Annotated in this window: 19 protein-coding genes; 5 read left to right on the top strand and 14 right to left on the bottom strand. The window is 56.7% G+C overall.

What is annotated here, in order from left to right; genetic code table 11:
* Nucleotides 1-241 precede the first annotated feature (241 nt).
* The 3 genes from BQ7486_RS10985 to BQ7486_RS10975 all read right to left on the bottom strand — a co-directional run bounded on the left by BQ7486_RS10985 (nucleotide 242) and on the right by BQ7486_RS10975 (nucleotide 6757).
* Nucleotides 242-2044 carry an FAD-dependent oxidoreductase gene (locus tag BQ7486_RS10985; protein ID WP_143183156.1) on the bottom strand — a complete coding sequence of 601 codons (1803 nt, stop codon included), beginning with the start codon at nucleotides 2042-2044 and terminating at the stop codon, nucleotides 242-244.
* Between the two features lie 77 nt (nucleotides 2045-2121).
* On the bottom strand, nucleotides 2122-2649 hold the full coding sequence (locus BQ7486_RS10980) for a transposase (protein WP_143183155.1): 528 nt from the start codon (nucleotides 2647-2649) through the stop codon (nucleotides 2122-2124).
* Nucleotides 2650-3190: 541 nt separating this feature from the next.
* Nucleotides 3191-6757 carry an autotransporter domain-containing protein gene (locus BQ7486_RS10975; protein WP_143183154.1) on the bottom strand — a complete coding sequence of 1189 codons (3567 nt, stop codon included), beginning with the start codon at nucleotides 6755-6757 and terminating at the stop codon, nucleotides 3191-3193.
* A gap of 423 nt (nucleotides 6758-7180) precedes the next feature.
* Between BQ7486_RS10975 and BQ7486_RS10970 the strand changes: the two genes are divergently transcribed.
* Together BQ7486_RS10970 and BQ7486_RS10965 are read left to right on the top strand one after the other, a co-directional pair.
* Nucleotides 7181-8569, top strand: coding sequence for an ISL3 family transposase (locus tag BQ7486_RS10970; RefSeq protein WP_074010126.1), 1389 nt, complete (start codon nucleotides 7181-7183; stop codon nucleotides 8567-8569).
* Between the two features lie 486 nt (nucleotides 8570-9055).
* The gene (locus BQ7486_RS10965) at nucleotides 9056-9784 is read left to right on the top strand and encodes a hypothetical protein (protein ID WP_074010023.1); all 729 of its coding nucleotides are present in this window, start codon (nucleotides 9056-9058) and stop codon (nucleotides 9782-9784) included.
* A 51-nt stretch (nucleotides 9785-9835) separates the two neighbouring features.
* Here the strand turns inward: BQ7486_RS10965 and BQ7486_RS10960 are convergent, their stop codons facing one another.
* The 11 genes from BQ7486_RS10960 to BQ7486_RS10910 all read right to left on the bottom strand — a co-directional run bounded on the left by BQ7486_RS10960 (nucleotide 9836) and on the right by BQ7486_RS10910 (nucleotide 21008).
* Nucleotides 9836-10165 (bottom strand): MFS transporter, encoded by a 330-nt coding sequence (locus BQ7486_RS10960; protein ID WP_074010022.1) that lies wholly within the window; start codon nucleotides 10163-10165, stop codon nucleotides 9836-9838.
* Nucleotides 10165-10833, bottom strand: a complete 669-nt coding sequence (locus tag BQ7486_RS10955; protein WP_143183153.1) for an MFS transporter — start codon at nucleotides 10831-10833, stop codon at nucleotides 10165-10167. Before BQ7486_RS10955 ends, BQ7486_RS10960 begins: the two co-directional genes overlap by 1 nt.
* Nucleotides 10834-10916: 83 nt before the next feature.
* Nucleotides 10917-12071 (bottom strand): MFS transporter, encoded by a 1155-nt coding sequence (locus tag BQ7486_RS10950; protein WP_084765922.1) that lies wholly within the window; start codon nucleotides 12069-12071, stop codon nucleotides 10917-10919.
* Nucleotides 12072-12142: 71 nt separating this feature from the next.
* Nucleotides 12143-13639 (bottom strand): amidophosphoribosyltransferase, encoded by a 1497-nt coding sequence (gene purF / locus BQ7486_RS10945; protein ID WP_074010020.1) that lies wholly within the window; start codon nucleotides 13637-13639, stop codon nucleotides 12143-12145.
* A 96-nt stretch (nucleotides 13640-13735) separates the two neighbouring features.
* Complete coding sequence (locus BQ7486_RS10940) at nucleotides 13736-14236, bottom strand: CvpA family protein (RefSeq protein WP_022373404.1); 501 nt, start codon at nucleotides 14234-14236, stop codon at nucleotides 13736-13738.
* A 9-nt stretch (nucleotides 14237-14245) separates the two neighbouring features.
* Complete coding sequence (locus BQ7486_RS10935) at nucleotides 14246-15145, bottom strand: SPOR domain-containing protein (RefSeq protein WP_074010019.1); 900 nt, start codon at nucleotides 15143-15145, stop codon at nucleotides 14246-14248.
* 30 nt (nucleotides 15146-15175) lie between these two features.
* Nucleotides 15176-16540: a bifunctional folylpolyglutamate synthase/dihydrofolate synthase gene (locus tag BQ7486_RS10930; protein WP_235836796.1), complete on the bottom strand. Its 1365-nt coding sequence runs from the start codon at nucleotides 16538-16540 to the stop codon at nucleotides 15176-15178.
* Nucleotides 16541-16555: 15 nt separating this feature from the next.
* A complete protein-coding gene (locus BQ7486_RS10925; protein ID WP_084765920.1) occupies nucleotides 16556-17113 on the bottom strand; it encodes a class I SAM-dependent methyltransferase in 558 nt (185 codons plus the stop codon).
* Nucleotides 17114-17126: 13 nt separating this feature from the next.
* Nucleotides 17127-17789, bottom strand: coding sequence for a site-2 protease family protein (locus tag BQ7486_RS10920; protein ID WP_022373885.1), 663 nt, complete (start codon nucleotides 17787-17789; stop codon nucleotides 17127-17129).
* Between the two features lie 252 nt (nucleotides 17790-18041).
* Nucleotides 18042-19376 (bottom strand): anaerobic C4-dicarboxylate transporter, encoded by a 1335-nt coding sequence (locus BQ7486_RS10915; protein ID WP_074010017.1) that lies wholly within the window; start codon nucleotides 19374-19376, stop codon nucleotides 18042-18044.
* Between the two features lie 231 nt (nucleotides 19377-19607).
* A complete protein-coding gene (locus tag BQ7486_RS10910) occupies nucleotides 19608-21008 on the bottom strand; it encodes an aspartate ammonia-lyase (protein WP_022373887.1) in 1401 nt (466 codons plus the stop codon).
* Between the two features lie 603 nt (nucleotides 21009-21611).
* On the opposite strand from BQ7486_RS10910, the gene BQ7486_RS11995 reads away from it, so the two are divergent.
* The 3 genes from BQ7486_RS11995 to BQ7486_RS10900 are packed head-to-tail and all read left to right on the top strand — an operon-like array spanning nucleotide 21612 to nucleotide 22669.
* Complete coding sequence (locus tag BQ7486_RS11995) at nucleotides 21612-21776, top strand: hypothetical protein (protein WP_154666326.1); 165 nt, start codon at nucleotides 21612-21614, stop codon at nucleotides 21774-21776.
* Nucleotides 21777-21791: 15 nt separating this feature from the next.
* Nucleotides 21792-22061: a hypothetical protein gene (locus BQ7486_RS10905; protein ID WP_074010016.1), complete on the top strand. Its 270-nt coding sequence runs from the start codon at nucleotides 21792-21794 to the stop codon at nucleotides 22059-22061.
* Complete coding sequence (locus BQ7486_RS10900) at nucleotides 22058-22669, top strand: hypothetical protein (protein WP_074010015.1); 612 nt, start codon at nucleotides 22058-22060, stop codon at nucleotides 22667-22669. Before BQ7486_RS10905 ends, BQ7486_RS10900 begins: the two co-directional genes overlap by 4 nt.
* Nucleotides 22670-22675 lie beyond the last annotated feature (6 nt).

Raw genomic sequence — 22675 nt, 5'->3', positions numbered from 1 at the left:
TTGAGCGCTTGGTTGAAGCCCCGTGCGGTTGGCGCCTCACGGGGCTTTTTGCAGGCTCTTTAAAGCCGCGGCTTCAGAATTTTTCCTTCCCGAGGCGCGCGCCGAAATCGACATTGCACGCGGTTTTCGAAGGCGTGCAGCCGCAAAAAGCCCCGCAGAGCGAAACATACCCTACGGAGCCTTTTCAGAGAACCCGGCGCCACAGAAGAGCTGCACCGGTTCCGTCAGTGGCAGAACCCGATTACTTCTTCAGGTTCTTCACCGCACTGTCACCGGCCACAACACCCGAGATAATGGCCCAGGAGTTCATCATGGCCGTCAGGCTGTCAGAGCCGTTGGCGCCACCCACAACGCAGCCCGCACCGAAGAGGTTGCCGATGGGCTGACCTTTCTTGTTGAGAATCTGCATGTCGGCGTTGGCCTTGAGGCCTCCGAGCGTTGTCTGGAAGCGCGGCTTCTGTTCAACGATGTAGTACGGGCCTTCACCAAAGGGCATCAGGACCTTACGGCCGAAGTCCTTGTCGGCACCGGCCTTCACAAAACCGTTCCAGCGGGCGATCGTTGCCTGCAGGCCCTTGGCGTTAATGCCCATGGTCTTGGCGGCATCGGCAAGTTTCGCCGAGGTTGCCATTACGGGGTAGCCGTTGTTGACGATCTTGGCCCACTTATCAAGGTCCGAGGGAGCCGCAACGAGCTTGTCTTCAAGGCTCTTGGCGACATACTGCTTCCAGGCGGCCTTATCCATCACAATGTACATGATGGAGTCTTTCTGGGCTTCGGTGATCTTGGTAAGCGTCCCCAAGCCCGCGAGTTCATCGACAATACGCTTACCGTCACGGTTCACGTAAATGGCGCCGGACTTCTTCATGGTGTCGGTTGAAGACGCGGTGGCAGCAAGCGCGTGATGCGGTAGCGTTTCAACGCCCTGCGGATACTGCTTCACAAGGTCGAGGTTGATGGTGCCCGCACCGATCTTCTTACCCATCGCGAGGCCGTCACCGGTTTCGCTGTCAAGGCCGTAAAAGAGGTAGGAAGCCACTTTCTTCGGCAGCATCGCGCGGTTGGCGCCGTAGCCGCCCGAAGCCAGAACCACGGATTTGGCGGAGAAGTCGATCTTCTGGCCGTTGGTCATTGTGGCTTTGACGCCCACGACGTTACCCGCCTTATCGCGGATGAATTCCTGAGCGCGGGTATCGGTCATGATCTTGCCGCCGTTTTCGTTCAATTTCTGGCTCATGAGTTTGAGCCAATTGACAGAACGCCCGGTGACGCCCAGCTGGCGGTTGGCGGAATGGTCCGGATACTGCGTGGCAGCGGGACCGTAGGGGATCTTGAGGTCATAAATGAGCCAGTCAACCACACCGACCGCTTTTTCTCCGACCATCTTCACGAGAACCGGATCATTCTTGTTTTCACCGGCGCGGAAGATGTCTTTGGCGAGAAGCTCAGGGCTGTCCTTGGTTTCCTTCATGACTTCACGCTGATAACGTGAGCCCGTGGCAACCAACGTACCGGCGTTAAGCTGTGTGGCGCCGCCGATGTTGGGACGCTTTTCAATAAGGATGACATGCGCTCCCTGCGTTGCGGCACGCACGGCGGCTGCAAGGCCGCCCGCACCGCCGCCCACAACGAGAACGTCGGTCATAACCTTTTCAACGCCCTTGGGAGCAGCTGCCTTGGGTGCCCGCTTATTAAAGTCCGCAACCTTGCCGCCCGCGGCAACGATGGCGGCTGCAACACCTTCGAGAATCCCCTTGCGGGTCATCGTGGCGCCGCTTACCGCATCAACGTTGACGCTGTTGGCCTTAACAACAGCGGCGGGAACGCGCTTAAGCGCCGGGTCGGAAACACCCACGGTTTCGGTCTGCTTCACAACCTTCACATCGGCGATTCGGCCCTTTTCAAAGGTGACGGCCACTGTGACGGGGCCGCCGCGGCCGGCGCCGGTACCTTCAAGCGTACCGTCTTTGACGGCAGCCTGAGCGCCCACAGACAGAACCATGGCTGCGGCAGCGGCCGCCGACAACATGAACATCCTTCTCATTTTGTACTTCTCCAACTTTTTTAAAACTTGGCGTATGTGTTGCCCGCCGTGCGGTGGGAGGCGCGACGGGTAAACCCTCAGCGAATATACGGACGAAAAAGGCCGACTACGTTAAGGAATTTAAGGGAAATAACTGGCTCTTCGTGCATAGTTGTGGGTAANTTGGTCCTTTCAACGCAGCGACCTACTGTTTTCCAGTCGATGCGCATGAACTTACATACGATGCTGCGGGGCAGACTGCGGGCCAGCCAGGCCACCGTCAGATCAAAGTCTTTGGTGAAGCGCGAGCCATGGAAGGCCCACGGCACGGCGGCGGTTACGACGCCGTGTTTGGGGCAGCAAATACGGTAGCTCTCAGCCTGCAGATAGACACGAATGCCGTTTAAATCACCAGCGCGCCAAAGGCGAACCTGATCGTTTCGAGCAGAGTCGTACCTGGGGCTCTTCCTGTTGCAGTGCGGGCACCGGCAACGGTATCCCCGGGTGGCGTGAACCTGGACCACTGCAGATTTTGTACCGTCAGTTTCGTGAAAGAATTCAATGTCCTCGATGACGGTGCCTTTGACATTGAGAAGATGCTTGAATAAAGTGGTGTCCCGAGCCATTCCGGTCCTTATTTTGTGAGTGTCGACAGCCACAACTTTAAAGACTGTGAATGGCTTTTTTGTTAATGAAATCTGAAGAAAGGCCGGCAGTCGTGCTGCTCGCCCTGCCTATTCGGCGGCCGTTACGGAGAGAGCCCCCGGTACTCGCTACGCTGCATACCTGCGCGCGGCCTGCGGCCGTGCTCGGTATTTCGCTACGCGATTACCGGGGGCTCTCTCCGTATTTGTTAACAGGCTCTCTTTGACCAAAATCGGGGGACGAACTACCCACACATATGCCCGAAGAATCAAAAAGAGCCCGTTTCCACTACAAACAGAGAAACGGGCTTACAAAATGCCTGACATGGAGTTTTGCAGCCGCACTGACCGCATCAGCACTCAGCACGACCGAACCGGCTCAAGCAAAACCGGAAGGCTGCCCCGGAAGCCTTTGCTGAAACTTCTGAGGCAGCGGTAAAGCTTTTCGGCACCGCCGTGGCGTTACCGCTTTAGGCGGTGCCGTCTCAGCTGTTTTCACAACTGAGGTTTATTGCCCGTTCGGTTAGAACGCGTAGCGGACGTTGACGTTGAACGTGTTGTTCATACGGTCGTCGCTGCCGACACCAAGCTTGTAGTTGAGACCAAAGCCCCAGGCGCCGTTGGTGGCGTTAACACCGAGCGTTGCCTGAACCGGGTTGGAGTCAATCACACGGACCGCGAGGTCGTCAGTGGCCTTCACACCGGTGATGCCGAGTTTGAGGTCAGCATCCTTGTCGCCGAAGGTCGGGACAACCGAGAGATCGAACTTCGGAGCAATCGTCCAGTCGCCCGTCTGGAAGTCACCGGAGACGGTGACACCAACCGGCATCTGGAAGATGTTCTGATCGTCGATTTCGGTCTTGTAACCGGCTTCAAAGCCGTCGGTCGAGAGAGCCGTGTAGCGGATGCCGATATGGGGCACCAACTTCACAGCGCCGACTTCCGCGAGGACTTCGGTACGCAGCCCGATCGTGAAAGCGTCGGTATCCTGGCTGAACTTCCAGCTCTGGCCGTAACCGTTGGCGGTCACGTCGTTGGAAGCGGTCAGATAACCGATGTCAGCGGACACACCGAGAACGTCTGCAAAGGTCTTGCTGGCGTAGACGGAGAAGCCGACCAAGTCGGAATCCGTGCTCGCCTTCACGCCGGAGTTCTTGTTGTCCGTGTCGGCCGTACCGATCGTCAGAGCGGCGCCCAAAACGGCGTTGCAGGCGAACTGGTAGTCAACACCGAGAACACCGGAGTAGATGTCGCTTTCGTAGCCTGCGCCGTCAAAGAGCGACTTGGCTTCGAACATACCGCCGTTGGCGGCAGCCCAGACGTTCACACCGGCAGCACGCTGGGTGAGGAGCGAAACACGATCAGCAACCGTTTCACCCATCTGGTTCACAGCGTCCATCGTCATCGTCTGAACACCGGTCGTGGCGCCGAGAGAGGCAACATCGGCAGCGATCTTGTTCAAGCGAACCGTATCGACAATTCGATCACCGTTTGCATCGGCAGACACAACACCGGCAGAGCTCGTGCTTGTGTACAGCCACTTATTGAACGCAGCAGACTTGGAGTTGTTATTGAGGTTGGCACCTTCGTCAAACATACCCCAGGCCGCATCAATACCGGCCACGTCACCGAATTCGCTCTTGAGCGTCTTCAGATCAGCCGACTTAATGGTCACCGTCGGACCGGACATCTGTTCATTGAGAAGCAGATCACCTTCAAAGTGCAGATCACCGTTAAACTGCGCGTCTGTACCAAGCTTGATCGTGTTGCCGTTAACAACGTTGGCCAAGTAAACCTTAGCACCCTTCTCAACGGTCACAGCGCCGCTGAACACTTCTTTATTGCCGTAGGTTGCATCAACTGTAGATGCATCAACGACGAGCAGAGAACCAGCTTTGATCTCAACACCCGATCCGGAGTACGTAGTGGACCCAGTTTCATTAGTCGCAGCGAACTTACCGGTAGCAGAGACATGGGCGCCGTTGGCATCCTTTGTACCCTGAACATAGAGGACAGAGTTCACGGCATTGGCAGGCGCGTTTTCAGCTGTCGTGTCACCAAGCACAAAGCCGGTCTTGGCAAACGCTGCATCAGCTGCTGCGGTGTCCTTAAAGCCGACAGCGACAACAGAGTTCTGACCTGCAACAACGGTGCTGCCAGAAGAAACCGTTCCAACAGCTACCGTGCTGTGCGACTGAGAAACACCGTCCACGAAGGCAGGATCCGCGAAGATCTTACCATTGCCGGAAACACTGTTAACGACCAGCTTACCTGCAGCAGTATTCGAGCCGACACTGACAGTTGCATTGTCGATGATCAGAGTCTTGACCGTAGAAGCAACGTCACCCGTGAATTGTGCGGCGGAAGTCACGGTCACCGTGCTGTTGGAAGCATCAAGCTTGCCGTCAACGTTCAGAGTAGCAGCCTTAATATCACCATAGGTCGCCGGAGTTGCAGCCGTTTGACCGGAAGCAGCAACCGCAGCCTTCGTAATGCCGGCGGTAAGCTGAGCGCCCTTACCAATGGTCAGAGTGTCTACATCGACGAGTGTATTCGCCTGAAGATCAGTACTACCCAAAGTCTGGGAAACTGTCAGAACACCGTTATCAGCAACAGTGAGGGCGGTGCCGCTAGCACCAGTTTCCTTCAGAACTGCACCAATCTTTGCACCGCCGTTGGCAGAACCCGTGGTCGTGAGAGAACCGCCGGAGGCAAGAATAATACCCTTAACAGTCGTCTCGGAACCGCTCACAGACGTGACGAGGTCGCCGGTACCGTTAAGTGTCAGAGCTGCGCCGGAAACCTTGGCGGCATTGACGTTCGCCGCAGTCTCCAGCTTGCCGTAGGAACCGGGGGTCGTGAAGCCAGCTGCGGTCACACCGGTAACAGTAGCCTGGCTGAGCGCATCGCTGGCAATACCTGCCAATTTGGTGGTCACATCGCTGAACTTAACTTTGCCGTCTGTAACTGCATTAGAAATGGTCAGCGCACCGAGATTCAGGAGACCGTTGCTGCCGTTGGCCTTCTGAATTTTGCTCTTAATGTCAGCAACTACATCCATCGTCGTGGTAATACCGGTCAGATCCGAAAGAACCAATTCGCCGTTGTTGGTGATGGAACCGGAATAATAGGTAGAACCCGAATCGAAGGTCGCACCCGATGCACCGATCTTGAGCCCAAGAGCAGCCGCAGTAGTTTCAACCGTACCGCCATTTTCGATCTTGAACTGAGAACCACTATTCGTCGACAGTTTGGTATCGATGACGAGCTTACCGGTGCCTGCGACGTTGATCGCACCGTCATTGGCATTCAGCGTCTTGATGGTGTACTGACCGCCGCTAACGCTCAGAGTGGAGTTCTGCAGCGTAGTGAACGTATTAGCCGCATATTCGCCGGCCGAGATCGTCAGCTGAGCCCCTTCGAGCTTAACATTACCCGTAAAGGCCTTGTCAGCAACCGTCAGGGCACCGCCTGCAAGGGTCATATTGCCACCCGCCAAAAGCAGCTGGTCAAACGCACCGTCAACCGTTTCATCCAAGTGAGAATTGAGCTTGGTGAGATTAAAGGTACCGCCCTTATTCACTGTAGTCGTACCAACGGCATACGACGCATCGGTCATCTTCGTGCTGACATAGCCGCCGTCGTTAACGGTGAGCGTTGCGGTCTTAATCAGACCTTTGTCGCCGTTAACGAGCTTACCGGCAACTTTGACGTCGCCGACAGAGGTGTAGGCACCGGCCTCGCTCTTAGCACCGGCAATAGCACCGGTATTGGTCAGATCAGCACCGGCTTGCACTTCAAACTTTGCGCCGGACTGCAGAGAAATAGCACCGCTGTTGGTAGAACCGGTACCGGTCACGCTGAAGGTAGCGCCCGAGGCGACAGTTGTCGTACCGGCGTTGGCAACCGTATTAACGGCAACGGAACCGCCATTCACATTGAAGGCACCGGCATCAACACCGTCCTTAACAGCCGCTTCGGTCTTGAGCGTGCCGAGAACCGTAAAGGCACCGCTATTGGTCTTGTCAAAGGTCGTGCCGGCAGCAACCGTCACATCCTTCTTCACTTCAGCAACGGCTTGCGCGGCCACATCCACCTGACCGTGACCGGTCGTGGTCAGAGAACCGCTTGCGAGCTTTTCAGCCGAAGTAGCCTGATACTTATCCTTGTATTCTTTTGTCCCCAGCGTAATGGACTCAACATAAAAAAACTCCGAAAAATTTTGATTCTTCTGGCATATGTGTGGGTAGTTCGTCCCCCGATTTTGGTCAAAGAGAGCCTGTTAACAAATACGGAGAGAGCCCCCGGTAATCGCGTAGCGAAATACCGAGCACGGCCGCAGGCCGCGCGCAGGTATGCAGCGTAGCGAGTACCGGGGGCTCTCTCCGTAACGGCCGCCGAATAGGCAGGGCGAGCAGCACGACTGCCGGCCTTTCTTCAGATTTCATTAACAAAAAAGCCATTCACAGTCTTTAAAGTTGTGGCTGTCGACACTCACAAAATAAGGACCGGAATGGCTCGGGACACCACTTTATTCAAGCATCTTCTCAATGTCAAAGGCACCGTCATCGAGGACATTGAATTCTTTCACGAAACTGACGGTACAAAATCTGCAGTGGTCCAGGTTCACGCCACCCGGGGATACCGTTGCCGGTGCCCGCACTGCAACAGGAAGAGCCCCAGGTACGACTCTGCTCGAAACGATCAGGTTCGCCTTTGGCGCGCTGGTGATTTAAACGGCATTCGTGTCTATCTGCAGGCTGAGAGCTACCGTATTTGCTGCCCCAAACACGGCGTCGTAACCGCCGCCGTGCCGTGGGCCTTCCATGGCTCGCGCTTCACCAAAGACTTTGATCTGACGGTGGCCTGGCTGGCCCGCAGTCTGCCCCGCAGCATCGTATGTAAGTTCATGCGCATCGACTGGAAAACAGTAGGTCGCTGCGTTGAAAGGACCAAAGACTTTCTAGAACCTGACAGCTCGGCGCGCTTCGATAATCTGAGAGCCATCGGCATTGATGAAACCAGCTACCGTAAGGGACACAGCTACATCACCGTTATCGTCAATCACGACACCAATACCGTTGTCTGGGTGTCCAAAGGTCACGGCAAAGCAGTCCTCTCAGAGTTCTTTAAGTTGCTGACCCCGGAGCAACGCGCCGGCATCAAAATTATCACCGGCGATGGTGCCCGCTGGATCGATGATTGCATCCGGGAGTTTGTCCCTCATTGCCAGCGTTGCGTGGATCATTTCCATGTCGTTCAGTGGGCTAACGAAGCTGTCGATACTGTCCGCAAAAAGGAGTGGCGCGAGGCAGCCAAGGAGGTCAGGCAAATCAGCAAGCAACTCAAAAAGAAACGCGGCAGGCCGAAGGCTGACGATAAAACAAGGGAAGAGTTCAATCAGGCCAAACAGACCGCAGATGAAATCAAATCTGCACTGTATGCCCTCGGCAAGGCCCCTGAGAACCTGACGGAAAACCAGAGGCATAAAGTGGAGCTGATTGCACGGACAAGCAAAGTACTGTTCCGCTGTTACACCAGCAAGGAGGCCCTGCGTTTAATCCTGAAAATGACTGATCCGCAACAGGCTTCCCAGGAGCTCAAAAGTTGGTATTACAGGGCAAGGCACAGCCGTATTGATGAGCTTAAAAATTTGGCCGCCAAGATACGCCGCCACGAACAAAACATACTCAACAGCATCACGCTAAAAATGAGCAATGCACGCGTCGAAGCCGTCAACAACAATATCAAGCTGATTATTCGGAAAGCCTACGGGTTTCGTAATGTTGAAAATCTCAAGGCAATGGTGCTTTTATGCTGCTCAAATTTGGTGATCCCTTTGCCAAACCATGCTGTCTCCGGAAAGCCCGCTAAACAACAGCCTTCCAGTGTAGTTGCTTGATTTTTTTACCCACAACTATGCACGAAGAGCCAAAATTTTTCGTTTTTGTCGTACCCGAAACTTCCGGGTACACACCTGCCTTTGTACGCAGGTACAAACGCAGGATAAAAAATTCAACGGATTTGTATCAGGGGGAGGGGTATTCCCTAATGCGTTTCGGCCGTTTTCGGCTTTTTTTTCTTTAAATACTGTTGCTTTCTTCCAACACTTTTGAATTTTTCTCGTCCGAAAACTTTATGAAATTAGGTGTGTAGTGACAGCTCAGAATTTCAAATTACAGGTGACGGGTACACACCCACTAATTTCCGTAGTCCGTTTTTCAAAAAAGCCCCCCTCTGCCGCCCCCAAAATTCACCTGCCGCATGATTCTTTCAAAAGAAAAGGCAAAAGGCCGCAGCGAAATTACGCATCCCCTCTCCCCGATTCGCCCCTACCGTGCTATAAATCCGCGGCTAAAGCTCCATAAACCCAAGAATTCATTTTCTTATGTTCACGCGTTTCATTCCGGCTGAGGGCATTGCCGTTGCCGTTATCGGCACCCTGACTCTCACGGGCTGCGGCTCTGACGAACAAACCGTCAAACCCGCGCCCATTTCTGAAAAGCTCTGCGTCGTGCGCAATTACGCCGAAGCCGCAGGCTGCACCAAGGGCGACTCCATCTACTTTGCACCCGAAGACTGGAAAAACGAACAGTTGACCGTCGACTTTGCCGCGGCCTGGTGTGATCTCCGATACACCGTCGCGATGAATCAGGCGGGGCTGACCTGCGTTTACTCCGGCCCGAAGCAGCAGATTTACCGCGGGCTTGAAGTGCTGCAGCAAAAGGCTGCGGAAGAGGATGAGTTTAACCGCGAGTTGGCAGCCAAACTCGATACCGACAAAACGTGGTCCAAAAACGGCACCACCTACTGGAAGACACTCAAAGAAGGCACCGGCAAACCCTGTCCGGACAACGCCTGCCGCTACACGCTCACGGTATTAAAGACCTTTGACCATACAGGCAAAGCCACGGACGTGAAGACCGCCCAACCCCAGGCAAGCGACCTCAATAACGTGGGCTGGCAGGTGGGGGACGAAATCGAAATGCTCGAACTCAACACGGCCGAACCCCGTAAGTCCGCGCACTTTGTGATGCGTATTGACGGCATTGAAAAGCTTCCGGCCAAACCGGCAGCAGAAGCCAAGACCGACACAAAGAAGCCTGCGAAGAAGTAATTTCTGACTGAAATGCCCGAAGCCGCACGGAAAGACCGCTTTCCTGCGGCTTTATTTTTGCCTGAAGAGCAAACTTCCGGCAACTACCGCTGCACAAAGAACCGGCACCGTCAGTAACGCCGCTTCAAGTCCTGCCTGCTCCGCAATGAGGCCGATCACGGGCGGCACCACCAACAGCCCTCCGTACGCAAGCACGGAAATCAGCGAGGTCGCCGCAGCAGAACTGACGCCGTCAAGACGTCCGGCGCGGCTGAAAAGAAGCGGTACAACAGGCGAAAGCCCGGCCCCCGGAAGTGCAAAAGCCGCCAGGCAGAAAACTGGATTTTCACAAAAACAGAGCATCAAGCCCGCGGCCGCCGCAGTGAGACTGCCGCCCGTCATCAGCACACCCTCTGTGAGGCGCCGCCGCAGGAGCTCGCCGACGAGACGGCAGACAACGCGGCAGCGGCCGCAAAGGCGGCAAAGGCCGGTGCCGCCGCATCCAACCCGGCACCTTTTGTCATCAGAAGTAAGGCGCCCCCACTCGGCCGATGCACCTTCCGCTGCATAAGCGCAGACCGCCATGAGCCCGAAGATCCAGACAACCGGCGCAAGCTTGAAACGTCTTTCGGCCCCCTCTTCTGCCGCATGCGCAGCTGCATCGTCAATGAGCCCGGCGTAAGCACCAAAAGCACAAAGTCCGTAAAGTCCGGGCGGCACCGATCACACTTCCGGCACTTATAAAGCGCGTGCATGATGAGTATGACGCGCAGATTCCATCGCCTTTGACCGCTCATGGCCTGCACGTTCACCGCCACGTCCCAAAGCCCCTCACCGAGCCCAAAGAGCACGAAGGCCGCAGCAAGGCAGCAACAATCGGCGGCACCGGCTGCCGTCACCAGACCGGCGGCAGCCGAAAGAACACCCGCCGCAAGAATCCGGCGGCTGCCGAAACGCGCCACAAGCCGGGACGATGCCGCAATCATCAGAACGGCAGAGATGCCGGGCGCCAAAAGAAGCCGCCCGATCTCAGACTCTGAGAGAGCGGCCCACGCCTTCAGTGCCGGCATCCGCGCCATCAGGGTCCCGTAAAAAAGCGCGGGGCCGATGAAAAGGAAGCCGCAGGCGGCGTTTGCTCTGATCCGTCCATCACCTACCGGATCCGAAGCACGAGGCTTCCCAAGGCAATGAGCCCGCACAAAAATGGCACCAAAAGAAGCGCATTGTTAAGCCCATAGTCTTCGGCAAGAATCCCCAGGGTCGGGGGCACCATCAGCATCCCGCCGTAGGCAAGCACCGAAATCAAAGCACTTGCGGCCGCCGGCGACACCGAAGACAAACTTCCCGCGCGGCTGAACAAAAGCGGCACAATCGGAGACAATCCGGCGCCTAAAAGCGCATACGCCGCAAGGCACAAATAGGGGCTTTCCGTGAAATGCACGACGGCCGCGGCAAACGTGGCAATGAGCGACCCGAAAAACGCCATCCGGAAATCCCCCAGCTTCTGACGCACAGGTTCCCCCGACAGGCGGCAGGCAACCGTGGCACTGGAAAACGCGGCAAAGGCCAAGGCCGCGATGTCTTCGTCCGCGCCCTTGACGGAATGCAGCAGGAGACTTCCCCACTCCGCCGCCGACCCTTCAGAGGCGTAGGCGCACGCAGCCATCAGGCCAAACACGTAAACGATGAGCGGCAGCCCGAAAATCGAGCCGCTTTTCTTTGCGGCGCCGCCTGCGGGCTGATCCTCATAGAGCTTTGTTTTGGCCCAGGCCCGTACCGCAAGGTACACCACAAACACGGTGAGAAAATGAGGGACGACGGCAAGCTCCGCCGCCGCAAAAAAGGCGCCGGAGGCCGCACCGATCACGCTTCCCGTACTGTAGCTTGCGTGCAGTATCAGCATCGAGGATTTGCCGTAGCGCCGCTCAACGCCCATCCCCTGCACGTTCATCGAAACGTCCCAGAGGCCCATGCCGAACCCGAAGAGAATAAAAGCGCCCCACAGTACCCAAAAGTCCGCGGCAAACGCAGCAACCGGAATCCCCGCCATACAGACGAGGCTTCCCCAGCCCAGCACCCGGCGGCTGCCGAATTTCGTCACCAGCAGGCTGCTCATTAAAAGCATCACGAAGGCCGAAAGGCCGAGCGAGAGAAGGAGCACCCCGATCTCGCCCTCGCTAACACCGGCCTGCGCCTTTAAGGCGGGCATGCGGGAGGTGAGCATCCCGTAGAAAATCCCGGGACCGGCAAAAAAAGCGGCGCAGGCGGATAGCACCGTGCGGTAAGGCATCTGCGAGGACTGCATCATGCGTATCGATTCATTAAAAAAGCGCGATCTCCCTTCACCGGAAACCCCGCTTCGTCAACCCGTAAACTCAGTTATTCATCGTCAGCGGCTGCGGGCGCCTTGGGCTTCATGCGGTCGGCTTCGAGCTTATCGAGGTATTCCTTCGTAATATCGCCCGTGACGTACACGCCGTCAAAGCAGGAGCAGTCAAACTGCTCGACCCTGGGATTGAGGTCCGTCAACGCATCCTTTAAGCCCTCTACGGTCTGATACACGACGGCGTCGGCGCCGATCCGTTTGGCGACCTCTTCGGCGCTCTCCCCGTGGCCGCAGATCAATTCTGCGCGCGTGGGCATGTCAATCCCGTAGACGTTCGGGTACATCACGCGCGGCGCAGAAGACGCCACGTACACTTTCTTCGCGCCAGACTCACGGGCCATGCGGACAATCTGCTCCATCGTCGTGCCGCGCACGATGGAGTCGTCGACCAAAAGAATGTTCTTCCCTTCAAACTCCACGGGCATCGCGTTTAACTTCTGACGCACGCTCTTTTTGCGGGTGGTCTGCCCCGGCATGATGAAGGTGCGGCCGATGTAGCGGTTCTTGATGAACCCTTCGCGGTACGGGATGTTGAGCTTTTGCGCGAGCTGCTGCGCCGCCGGGCGGCTTGAGTCCGGAATCGGCATCACGCAGTCGATTTCTGACAAGTTGATGTGGGAAGCCACTTCGTTGGCGAGGTACTCACCCAAACGCAGGCGCGCGCCGTAGACGCTGATCCCGTCAATCACGCTGTCGGGACGGGCAAAGTAAACGAACTCAAAGGCGCAGGGATTAAGCGTCGGGTGCTCCGCGCACTGCGCGCAGGAAAATTCGCCGTCCTGGCTGATAAAGACCGCTTCACCCGGGGCCACATCGCGTTCAAACTGAAATTCAAGGCCCACCATCGTCACGGACTCGGAGCTCACGAGGTAATCCTTGCTGCCGTCGGCGTTTACGCGCGTACCGAAGCAAAGCGGCCGGATGCCGTGCGGATCACGGAATGCCAAAAGGCCCTTGCCGGCAATCAAGGCGACGACCGCATAAGAGCCCTTCACCCGGCGGTGCACGCCCTTGACGGCTTCAAAGGCGGCTTCAGGAGAAAACTTCTCACCGGGCTTGACGGCCTGCGAGAGTTCGTCGGCAAGGACGTTTAAAAGGACTTCGGAGTCGCTGGTGGTGTTGATGTGACGGCGATCAACGTTCCAGAGGTTGTCCTTCACTTCTTCGGCGTTGGTGAGGTTGCCGTTATGGGCAAACATGATGCCGTAGGGGGCATTCACATAAAAGGGCTGGCTTTCCTGATTGGAACTGGCGCAGCCCTGCGTGGGATAACGGACGTGACCGATACCGATGTTGCCGGTGAGATCCCTCATGTTGCGGGTGCGGAAGACGTCGCGCACCAGGCCCATCGCCTTATACGAGTGAAACGTGAGGCCGTCCAACGTACCGATCCCCGCGGCATCCTGACCGCGGTGCTGCAAAAGCAGCAGCGCATCATAGAGACGCTGGTTAACAGGTTCCTTACTGACCAAGCCGACAACACCGCACATGTTGAGTTTTCCCGGGTTATGTGAAGAAAAAAGAAGGAGGTGCCTCAGGGGCTCAGCCTCTCTGAAGCAAAAGTTTCGGAATTCTATGACGAAATGTTAACGCACACTGTAGCGCTTGCGCATCTCAACGATGGTTTCAGGCATATAGGGCATCGTAAAGTCGATGATGCGCTCGCAGGGAACGATCAACACGGAATTGCGCCACTGGCCGGTTCTCACGGCCGAGGTCATCCCCAGAAGAAACACCGCCAGGCACACGACAACGACGCCCCTTGCAAAGCCAAACACCGAACCGATCGCGCGGTCTTCAAAGGTGATTTCCGCAGCCGCCAGAAGCCTTGAGCAGATTTTCCCGAAAAGCCCGCAGGTAAAAAGCGTGAGCACCACGATGATGACCGCGGCGCAGGCCGTTCTCACAGCCGTGCCGAGACTTTCCAGAGGAATCACGCGCGCCAATTCCGGCGAATAATTCAACGCTAGAAAAATCGCCACGGCCCAGCCGACGATGGCGAGAATCTCGCGCACCACGCCGCGGCTAACGCCCACCACGGTGGACACAAGGAGCACGGCACAGATCACAAAATCAGCTTCATTCATGGCGTTCGTTTACTTCTTAGCGGGCAGCTGACTGATGCCGCCGTGGGATTCACTGTTAAGAGCCAGAAGGTCGCGCGCGGCCTTGGCGTCATCAAGCGTTTCAAAACGCCCCACCCTCACGCGCCAGAGATCGGAATTGCGGCGCTTCACGGTTTCGGCGTAGGCAGGCAGCCCCAGGCGCTTGAGGTACTTCACCTTCTCAAGCGCAGACTTCTGGTTTGCGGTCGCGATAATCTGAATGTAGTAGCGGCCGGTCTCCGAGGCCGTAATCCCGTAGGGACCGGCAACCGTCTTTTTGCCGGCCGCGGGCTTTGCGGGCTTTGCGGCCTTTGCGCTCTGCGCGGGCTTTGCGTCGGCTGCCTTGGCGGTCTTTACGGGTTCCGTCTTTTTGGCAGCCGCCTCACGGGGCTTCTCCTCGCTCACAACCCCCGCCTTACGCACGGGCTTCTCGTCGTTTTTCGCCGCGGATGCAGGTGTTTCCGAGCCCGCCGCGAGGCTTGCGGAAGCCGTCACGGGGTTGGCACGCGAAAGCGACTTCGCCGCGGAATCCACCGCGGACTGCGAAGCCGGAGGCTCCCGCAAATTCTTTGCGGCTTCTTCGGTCTGACTGATTTTCACAACCGCCGCGGGCTTCACGTCTTCCAGGGGCGGAATAAGCGTTTTGGCAGTACGGTCGGCGTAGGTATTGTCGGGCTCAAAAAACGTGGGCGCGGCAATCAGAAAAGCAAGCACAAAAGCGGCAAACCCCAAAATGCGGCGTTTGTTTCTGATACGCTGCATACGCTTTTTCTGCGCTTCGTCTCCTAGCGCATCGGCAAACTGCAGCGGCTCCACGCCGGCGCTCTGAGGCTCGGCTTCAGAGCCGCGCGGCGGATTGGGGCCGAAAAGCTTTTGAAATTTGTCGATCATGGAAAAAGGTGCGCCGTCCCTGTTAAACGCTTACGGCCAGACCGCAAGCGTCTTTTTGTCACTGCGAAGCGCTTCAATCAGAGCCGACACCGTGACAAAAGAACCGAATCCGATGATTCTAACAGGATGACCGCAGGTCATGGCCGCTTTTCGGGCTTCAGACAACGCCGCAGCGGGGCTCGCGCACTCTGTGATGTCGGCGGCGGTCAGGCCCGCTTCCATGAGCGACTTCTTCAGAACCTCCAAAGACGCCCCGCGTGCTGTCCCGAGGCCCGTCACAAACCAGTGATCGACCTCAGGGCTCACGGTGCGGATCACGCCCGTCATATCTTTGTCCGCAAGCATCCCCAAAACCGCAAAGGTTTTGCGCCCCGGCTCACGCGTGCGTTTCAGGTTTGCCGCGAGTGACGCCGCTGCCTGCGGGTTGTGCCCCACGTCAAAAATGATCTCGGGCTCAACCTCCCCGCCTTTTTGCACCGTCTCAAAGCGCCCGGTGATACGTACGGTCGTCAACCCCTTGCGGACCGCTTCTTCCGTTACAGGCAGTTTGTCGCGCATAAGGTACAAGGCCGCCAGAACGCCCGCGGCATTCATGATCTGGTTGTCACCGGCAAGCGCGGGATGCGGAAGCTTCTGCCAGAGCGTTTGCCCCTTTACCGAGAAGTCAAAGGTGCCGTCGGCATTGACCTTGGTTTCAAAGTCCCGCCCGTAGCAGTTAAGTTCCGCGCCGATCGCACGGGCGTTGTCAATAAGGGTCGCCGGGACATCCCGGTCCGTCACAACGGCGGGCCGCCCCTGACGGTAAATGCAGGACTTTTCGTAGGCAATCTTTTCCCGGGTGTTGCCCAAAAACGCCACGTGGTCAATGCCGATCGCGCAGACAATGCCGCAGGACGTATCAATCGCGTTCATGGCATCAAGCCTGCCGCCCAAACCGATCTCAAGAATCACGGCATCCGGTTTTGCCTTCATGAACAGCAGGAGTACCGCGAGCCCTGTCATCTCGAAGTACGTGAGCGACATGTCGCCTCTTGCGGCATCGACCGCGGAAAGCGCCTCAACAATCGCCGCGTCTTCGGCTTCTTTGCCGTCAATCAACGCGCGCTCGTTAAAGCGCAACAGGTGCGGCGACGTGTGCATGCAAACTTTGTTGCCGGCGTTACGCAGAATGCTTTCGAGCATCGCGCAGGTGCTGCCCTTGCCGTTTGTGCCCGCAACGGTAAAGACCGGACAGGTGAAGGCAATGCCCAGCCGCTCAATCATGGCCTTCATGCGTGTGAGCCCCATGTCAATGGGCTTTTCGTTTAAGTGTTCGGCGTAGGTAAGCCACGCATCAAGCCCGTCGTTTACTGCCGGGCGCATCGCATTCGTTGTCATCGTGTTTAAAACAACCACTCAAATCAGAATTCGTTATCTCGGGCAATATAGGCGGCTTTCCGGCATCTCACCCCTGCCCTTTCGCACCACGATGCGCGCAAGCGACATCGCGGCGTCCGTGAGCCCCTCTTCATAGGCCACCACTTCGCCGCGGGTGCGGCAGAGGTTTAAGAGTTCATTGGGCCCGAGGAGGTGTTCGGCGCTTCTCGGTTTTCCAACCCGCCTGAACTGATGCCCGGTAAAGGTCTCATAAATAAACAGACCGCCCTCGCTGAGGTTATTCCAAAGCGACGCCCAGTGCGCACGCCACAGGTAGTTAATCCCCACCACAGCGTCAAACGCAAGGCCCGTCAGGGGCCAGTCCTCCTGCTCAAGGTCGAGCTGCCGGAAGTCCACGCCCGCCGGAAAGTGCGCGGCGGGCACGTTCACATCCACTGCCGTGACGTGGAACCCACAGAGCTTTAAAAACCGTGTGTTGCGGCCGTTGCCGCAGGCAATCTCCAGCACGCGGCCCTCGGGCTTTATGAGCCCGGCAAAGCGCATCAGCCAGGCGCTTGCCGGGTCCGAGGCGACCGAAATATCAACGGGCATCGTCACGGGCTCCTTAAAGCATCACGGTCCATTCGACGAACGTCTGCGCCAACTGCATAAAGGGCCTCAGAAAATAGTTAAGAATCCCGGTGGCAAGCAAAATGATCACAATGAGAAGCCCGTAGGGTTCAAGGCGTGAATATGCGACGGCCTGCCGCCAGGGCAAAAGCCCCGCAAGTACCCGTCCGCCGTCCATCGGCAGAATCGGAAGGAGATTAAAGGCCGCCAAAATCATATTGACCGAAACACCGGCAAGACAGATATCAACGGCCGTCTGCCCGATCATGCCGGAAGGCTCACCCAGCACAATGATCTTTAAAACAATGAGCCAGCAGAACATCTGCGCAATGTTCATCCCGGGACCTGCAAGCGACACCCAGATCATGTCGCGCTTGGGGTTATACAGCCTGCTGAAATTCACGGGGACGGGTTTTGCCCACCCGAAGAGAAAACCGGCGCCCCCGGCAATCATGGAGCCCACGAGCAAAAGCCCCGGCACAAGGATCGTTCCCACGGGATCAATGTGCTTGAGGGGATTCATCGTGACGCGGCCGAGAATCCAGGCCGTGTTGTCGCCCAAACGTTTGGCGACAAAGCCGTGCGCGGCCTCGTGCAGGGTAATTGCGAGAATCGCGGGCACCGCGTAAATCAGAATACTTTGAAGAATTTCCGTCATGAGGGGAGCCTGTCCTCGTCAAAAACGCAGAAAGCCGCAAACGGGCGGCATGCAAAACACGTGTCGGAATTGTAGCCGTGCAGAACACACGGACAAACAGGCGGAAGCGTCTCGATACAAACGCTCGGGGAATTTTTTCGGGTGCCGAAAATAAGAAAGGCAGAATCCGTGGACCCACAGATTCTGCCCGAGGCTTAGATTCCGTCACTGCCCGGCGTTAAACCAGGCAGATTCGAAACGATGTCTCAAACCTTAGAACATCTTCGCAGCCACAAAGCCCAGAGCCACGCTGAAGACGATGGCGAGGAGCCCCGGCATGAAGAAGGCGTGGTTGAACACCCACTTACCGATGCGGGTCGTACCGGTGTCGTCCATCTGGACGGCGCCCAGAAGCGTCGGGTAGGTCGGCAGAACAAAGAGGGCAGACACGGCGGCGAAGCAGGCAACGAGCATGTAGCTGTCACCGGGGTTGGCGGCGGTGATGCCGAGAGCCGCCACGATAGCCGGGGTGATGGCCTTAGCCGTAGCAGCCTGAGAGTACAGGAGCATAGCGGCGATGAAGAACACGACTGCAAGCAGAGCCGGGTAAGCGGTCACCGTGGAAGCAGCAAGCGTCTTGATCTCGTTGATGTGGCCGGAAACGAACGTGTCACCGAGCCAGGCAACGCCCAGCACGCACACGCAGGCAACCATACCGCTCTTGAAGACGGAGCAGTCAGCGATCTTACCGATTTCGATCTTGCACAGAACCGTGATCAGGGTGCCGACCAAGAGCATCAGGCTCATGATGGCTGCGTCACGCGGCACGACGACGGGCTTGATGAGGCCCACGGCCGGAGAAATCGCGGAGGCATACAGAACCACGCAGACAACGCCGATCAGGAAGATGAGAACGGAGCGCTTGGCGTAGGGCTTGAGTTGAGTCTTGGTTTCATCAGAAACAGCCTTCACGAGCCCCTTGGCGAGACGATCCTTGTAAACCGGGTCGCTGTCGAGGTCCATGTTGGAGCAAAGCGTCATCACGAAGGACGTGATCATGCAGCCGATGAAGGTCGTCACAATCCAGATCCCCAAGAGAGCCGGATAAGACCAGCCGAAGCCTTCGAGAACGCCGGACATGTAGATGACGGCTGCGGAAACCGGAGACGCCGTAATAGCGATCTGGGAAGAAACCACGGCGATCGAAAGCGGAACGACCGGGCGGATCTTCTGGCCCTTGGCGACTTCAACGATAACCGGAATCATCGAGAAGGCGGTGTGGCCGGTACCGGCGAAGATCGTCAGAACATAGGTGACGATCGGGGCGAGGTAGTTGATGTACTTAGGATTGCTGCGCAGGATCCGTTCGGCAATCTGAACGAGGTAGTCAAGGCCGCCCGCAAGCTGCATGGCGGAGATGGCTGCGATCACCGATGCGATGATCAGAATCACGTCCCAGGGAATGTTACCCGGCTTCATGCCGAGGCACAGACCGAGGACCAGGACGCCGGCGCCGCCGGCATAACCGATACCGATGCCGCCGAGGCGCACACCGATATAGATTGCGCCCAGAAGCACAATAATTTGAAGGATGACCATTAAGTCCATGATATCTCCTCAGGTGGAGGTTTGGTGTTTATCGGCTGCTCTGCTCCGGAAAGCTTTGACAGTGCGGAAAAAGGAAAGGAACCGTACTTGAGATTGTCTGAAGTCCTCACACCCGGGGAACGGGGCTTTAAACTTCAGCACGGAGGGTGACCCTACAGGCCCGCCCTCCGTTTCATCTCTGCCTTCAAAACAGAGCGCGCTTTTTATACAGGCGTTTTCACGCCCTTTCAATTACTGCACAAACTTCGGTGCAATAAGGTTCTGCAGGTTGAACGTCTTGTCCCACTCTTCCTGAGTGAGCATCTTGCGTTCTTCCACCACAACCTGGTGCAGCGACTTGCCGGTTTCATAGCATTCGTGAGCCATGGCGGCGCAGGTCTTGTAGCCGAGGTGGGGTTTCAGAAGCGTGACGATACCGCAGGAGTTCATCACCATTGCTTCGGTGCGCTTGGCGTTGGCGGTCACACCGTCAATGCACTTCGTGCGCAGCGTGTTGCAGGCGTTGGAGAGAACGCGCAGGCCGGTGAACAGAGCAAACGTGATCACGGGTTCCATAACGTTCAGTTCGAGCTGGCCGGCCGACGCGGCAAGCATCACCGTCTGGTCAAGACCGATCGCGAGGAACGAAGCCTGGTTGGTGACTTCGGGGATCACGGGGTTGACCTTACCCGGCATGATGGAGGAACCGGGCTGCAGCTGCGGCAGATTGATTTCAGCAAGACCGCAGCGGGGGCCGGAGGCGAGAAGACGCAGGTCGTTGCAGACCTTCGTGAGCTTGATGGCGAGGCTCTTCATCGCGGAAGAAATCGCAACGTAGGCACCGCAGTCGCTCGTGGCGGCGATGAGGTCTTCGCTGTTCTTGAAGTCGATGCCGGTGAGCTGAGCGAGGTACTTCGAAGCCAGAGCCGGATAGTCCGGATGTGCCGTCACGGTCGTACCGATGGCGGTGGCGCCGAGGTTGATGACCTTCAGGTGTTCCTGCGCTTCGCGGATCGTCTTGATTTCATCGGCGATCGTGAAGCCCCAGCCGTGGAATTCCTGGCCGAGGGTCATCGGAACAGCGTCCTGCAGGTGGGTGCGGCCCATCTTCAGAACACCCTTGAATTCTTCGCTCTTCTTGTAGAAGGCGGCAACGAGGTCTTCAACAGACTTCAGAAGCACGTTGCTCCGGAGCATCAGCGCAAGGTGCAGAGCCGTCGGATACGTGTCGTTGGTGGACTGACCGAAGTTGGCGTGGTCGTTCGGGGAAACGCGCTTGTAGTCGCCCTTGACGGAACCCAGCTTTTCAGCAGCGAGGTTGCAGATCACTTCGTTGCAGTTCATGTTCGTGGACGTACCGGCACCGCCCTGGAGCCAGTCGGTCACAAACTGATCACGGTACTTGCCGGCGATCAGCTGATCGCACGCCCAGATGAGAGCGTCGGCGACATCAGCCGGAATCGTGCCGAGTTCCTTGTTGGCCATGGCGGCAGCCTTCTTGACATAGCCGAAGGCGATGACAAAGAAGGGTTCCTGGCTCATCGGCATTTCCGTGATGTGGAAGTTCTGCTTGCCGCGCAGCGTCTGCACGCCGTAGTAGCAATCATCAGGTACTTCCAAATCGCCCAGAAAATCGTTTTCAATACGAGACATCTTTTACAGCTCCTCTTTCGTTCAGGACAAAGCGCTTCAAAAACACGCCCTCTGCCCGTTAAAAATGCTTCAGTCCGTCTGCGTGCCGGGGTTTCGACCTCCCCTGCCCGTGGTCCGGACGGACCGTCACGCCGGAAGAATTGCTGTCTTACACCTAAGCAAAACAGCCTATCCCTTCCTTTCGAGCCACATACTACACCCTATTTTTTGTATTGGTGCAAGTCGTTTTTACTCAAATTAGGTATTAGAACCTCGGTAAAACACCATAAGCATAATGGCTTATTTTTATAACTTTCAGTCCGGCCGTTTCAGTCGTCTGATTTCATGGATTTTTTTACTGGCTTTCACCGAGTCTTTACGGCTCAACCTCAAAAATGCAATGATTTTTACGGCTTTTGATTTTCGTCAAGACTCAGCGATTGTTTAAAACCCGCCGCCCAAAAAAGCTCCGGCGGTTTTCCGTCAGAGCCTTTCACAGAATTTCCCGCATTTCTCCCGGGGCTTGAGCCCCGGGAGAAATGCGGGCTTTCGAAATTATTTAATCTTGGAGCAAACGCAGCCAAACCATGTACATAGTTTTCGCTTAAGGTATATTCAGCCGCTATGAAATCGCGCACACCGTCCTTTGTCATCGAGCTGGGCCTGAAAACCGGAGAGGATCAGGAAAGTGCGCTGGAGACCTACTTCTCCGATGCACGCCAGCTCTTCAATGCTGTTCTTGGAACGGCAAAGAAACGCGTGCGCGCCAAGAAAAGCACTGAAGCATGAAAGCTCACGGCCGCGATGCCCAAGGGAAAAGACCGCAACAAGCGGCTTAAGGAAATTCAGAAGTCCTCCCGCCTTTCCGAGTATGCCCTGCATGATGTCGTGAAAGAGCATCGTGCCAAGGGCGGCTTTACAAAGCGCATCGGCATCAACGAAGCGCAGAAAATTGCCACACGTGCCTGGCAGGACATTGAGCGCCGGCTGCCTGGCAGAAAGAAGCTCTTCTTTCAGCAACAGATCCGTCCGGCTTTAAGCGTGTCAAATACTGCCGTCTTGTCCAGCGGATGATCCGCGGCCGTATTCGCTACTTTGTTCAGCTCATTGTCGAAGGCGTACCGCCCGTCAAGCACGTTTATGCTCCCAAGGATCTCAAGGTGGCTGTTGACCCGGACCCGAGGACCATGATTTTTTACAGCCCCGAGTGGCAGCAAAAGATTTTGGTGAGCGCGGGCACTGTCTCTCAGGAAAAGGAGATTGCGCGTCTTTTACGTGCCATGGACCGCTCCCGCAGAGACACGAATCGGGAGTGCTACAACGCGGACGGCACCGTTAAAGCCGCCGGAAAAAAGATTGTCTGGAAGGAATCCAAGACCTATAAGGCAACAAAGGCAAAACTTGCGGATCTGTACCGCCGTCAGGCGCAAACCCGCCGTTGCCTGCACGGCGAAGTGATTAACCAGGTGTTCGGCAGGGCCGGCACCGTCATTGTGGAGAAGAACTCATACAAAGCATTTCAGAGAGCCGGATACGGCAAGAGTTTGGGCAAAAGCGGTATTGCAGGATTGATAACCCGGATGACAAGTAAGGCTGAAAGCGCCGGCTGTTGTGTGGTGAAAGTCAGTCCCCGCAAAACTGCGCCCGAGTCAGCACGATCCCGAAACGGGAACGTACCGTAAGAAGGC

Origin of the sequence: Duodenibacillus massiliensis (assembly GCF_900128485.1) — a bacterium.
Taxonomy (GTDB): domain Bacteria; phylum Pseudomonadota; class Gammaproteobacteria; order Burkholderiales; family Burkholderiaceae_F; genus Duodenibacillus; species Duodenibacillus massiliensis.
Note: the sequence above shows the minus strand (reverse complement) of the source record. Positions and strands in the feature narration are given on the sequence as shown.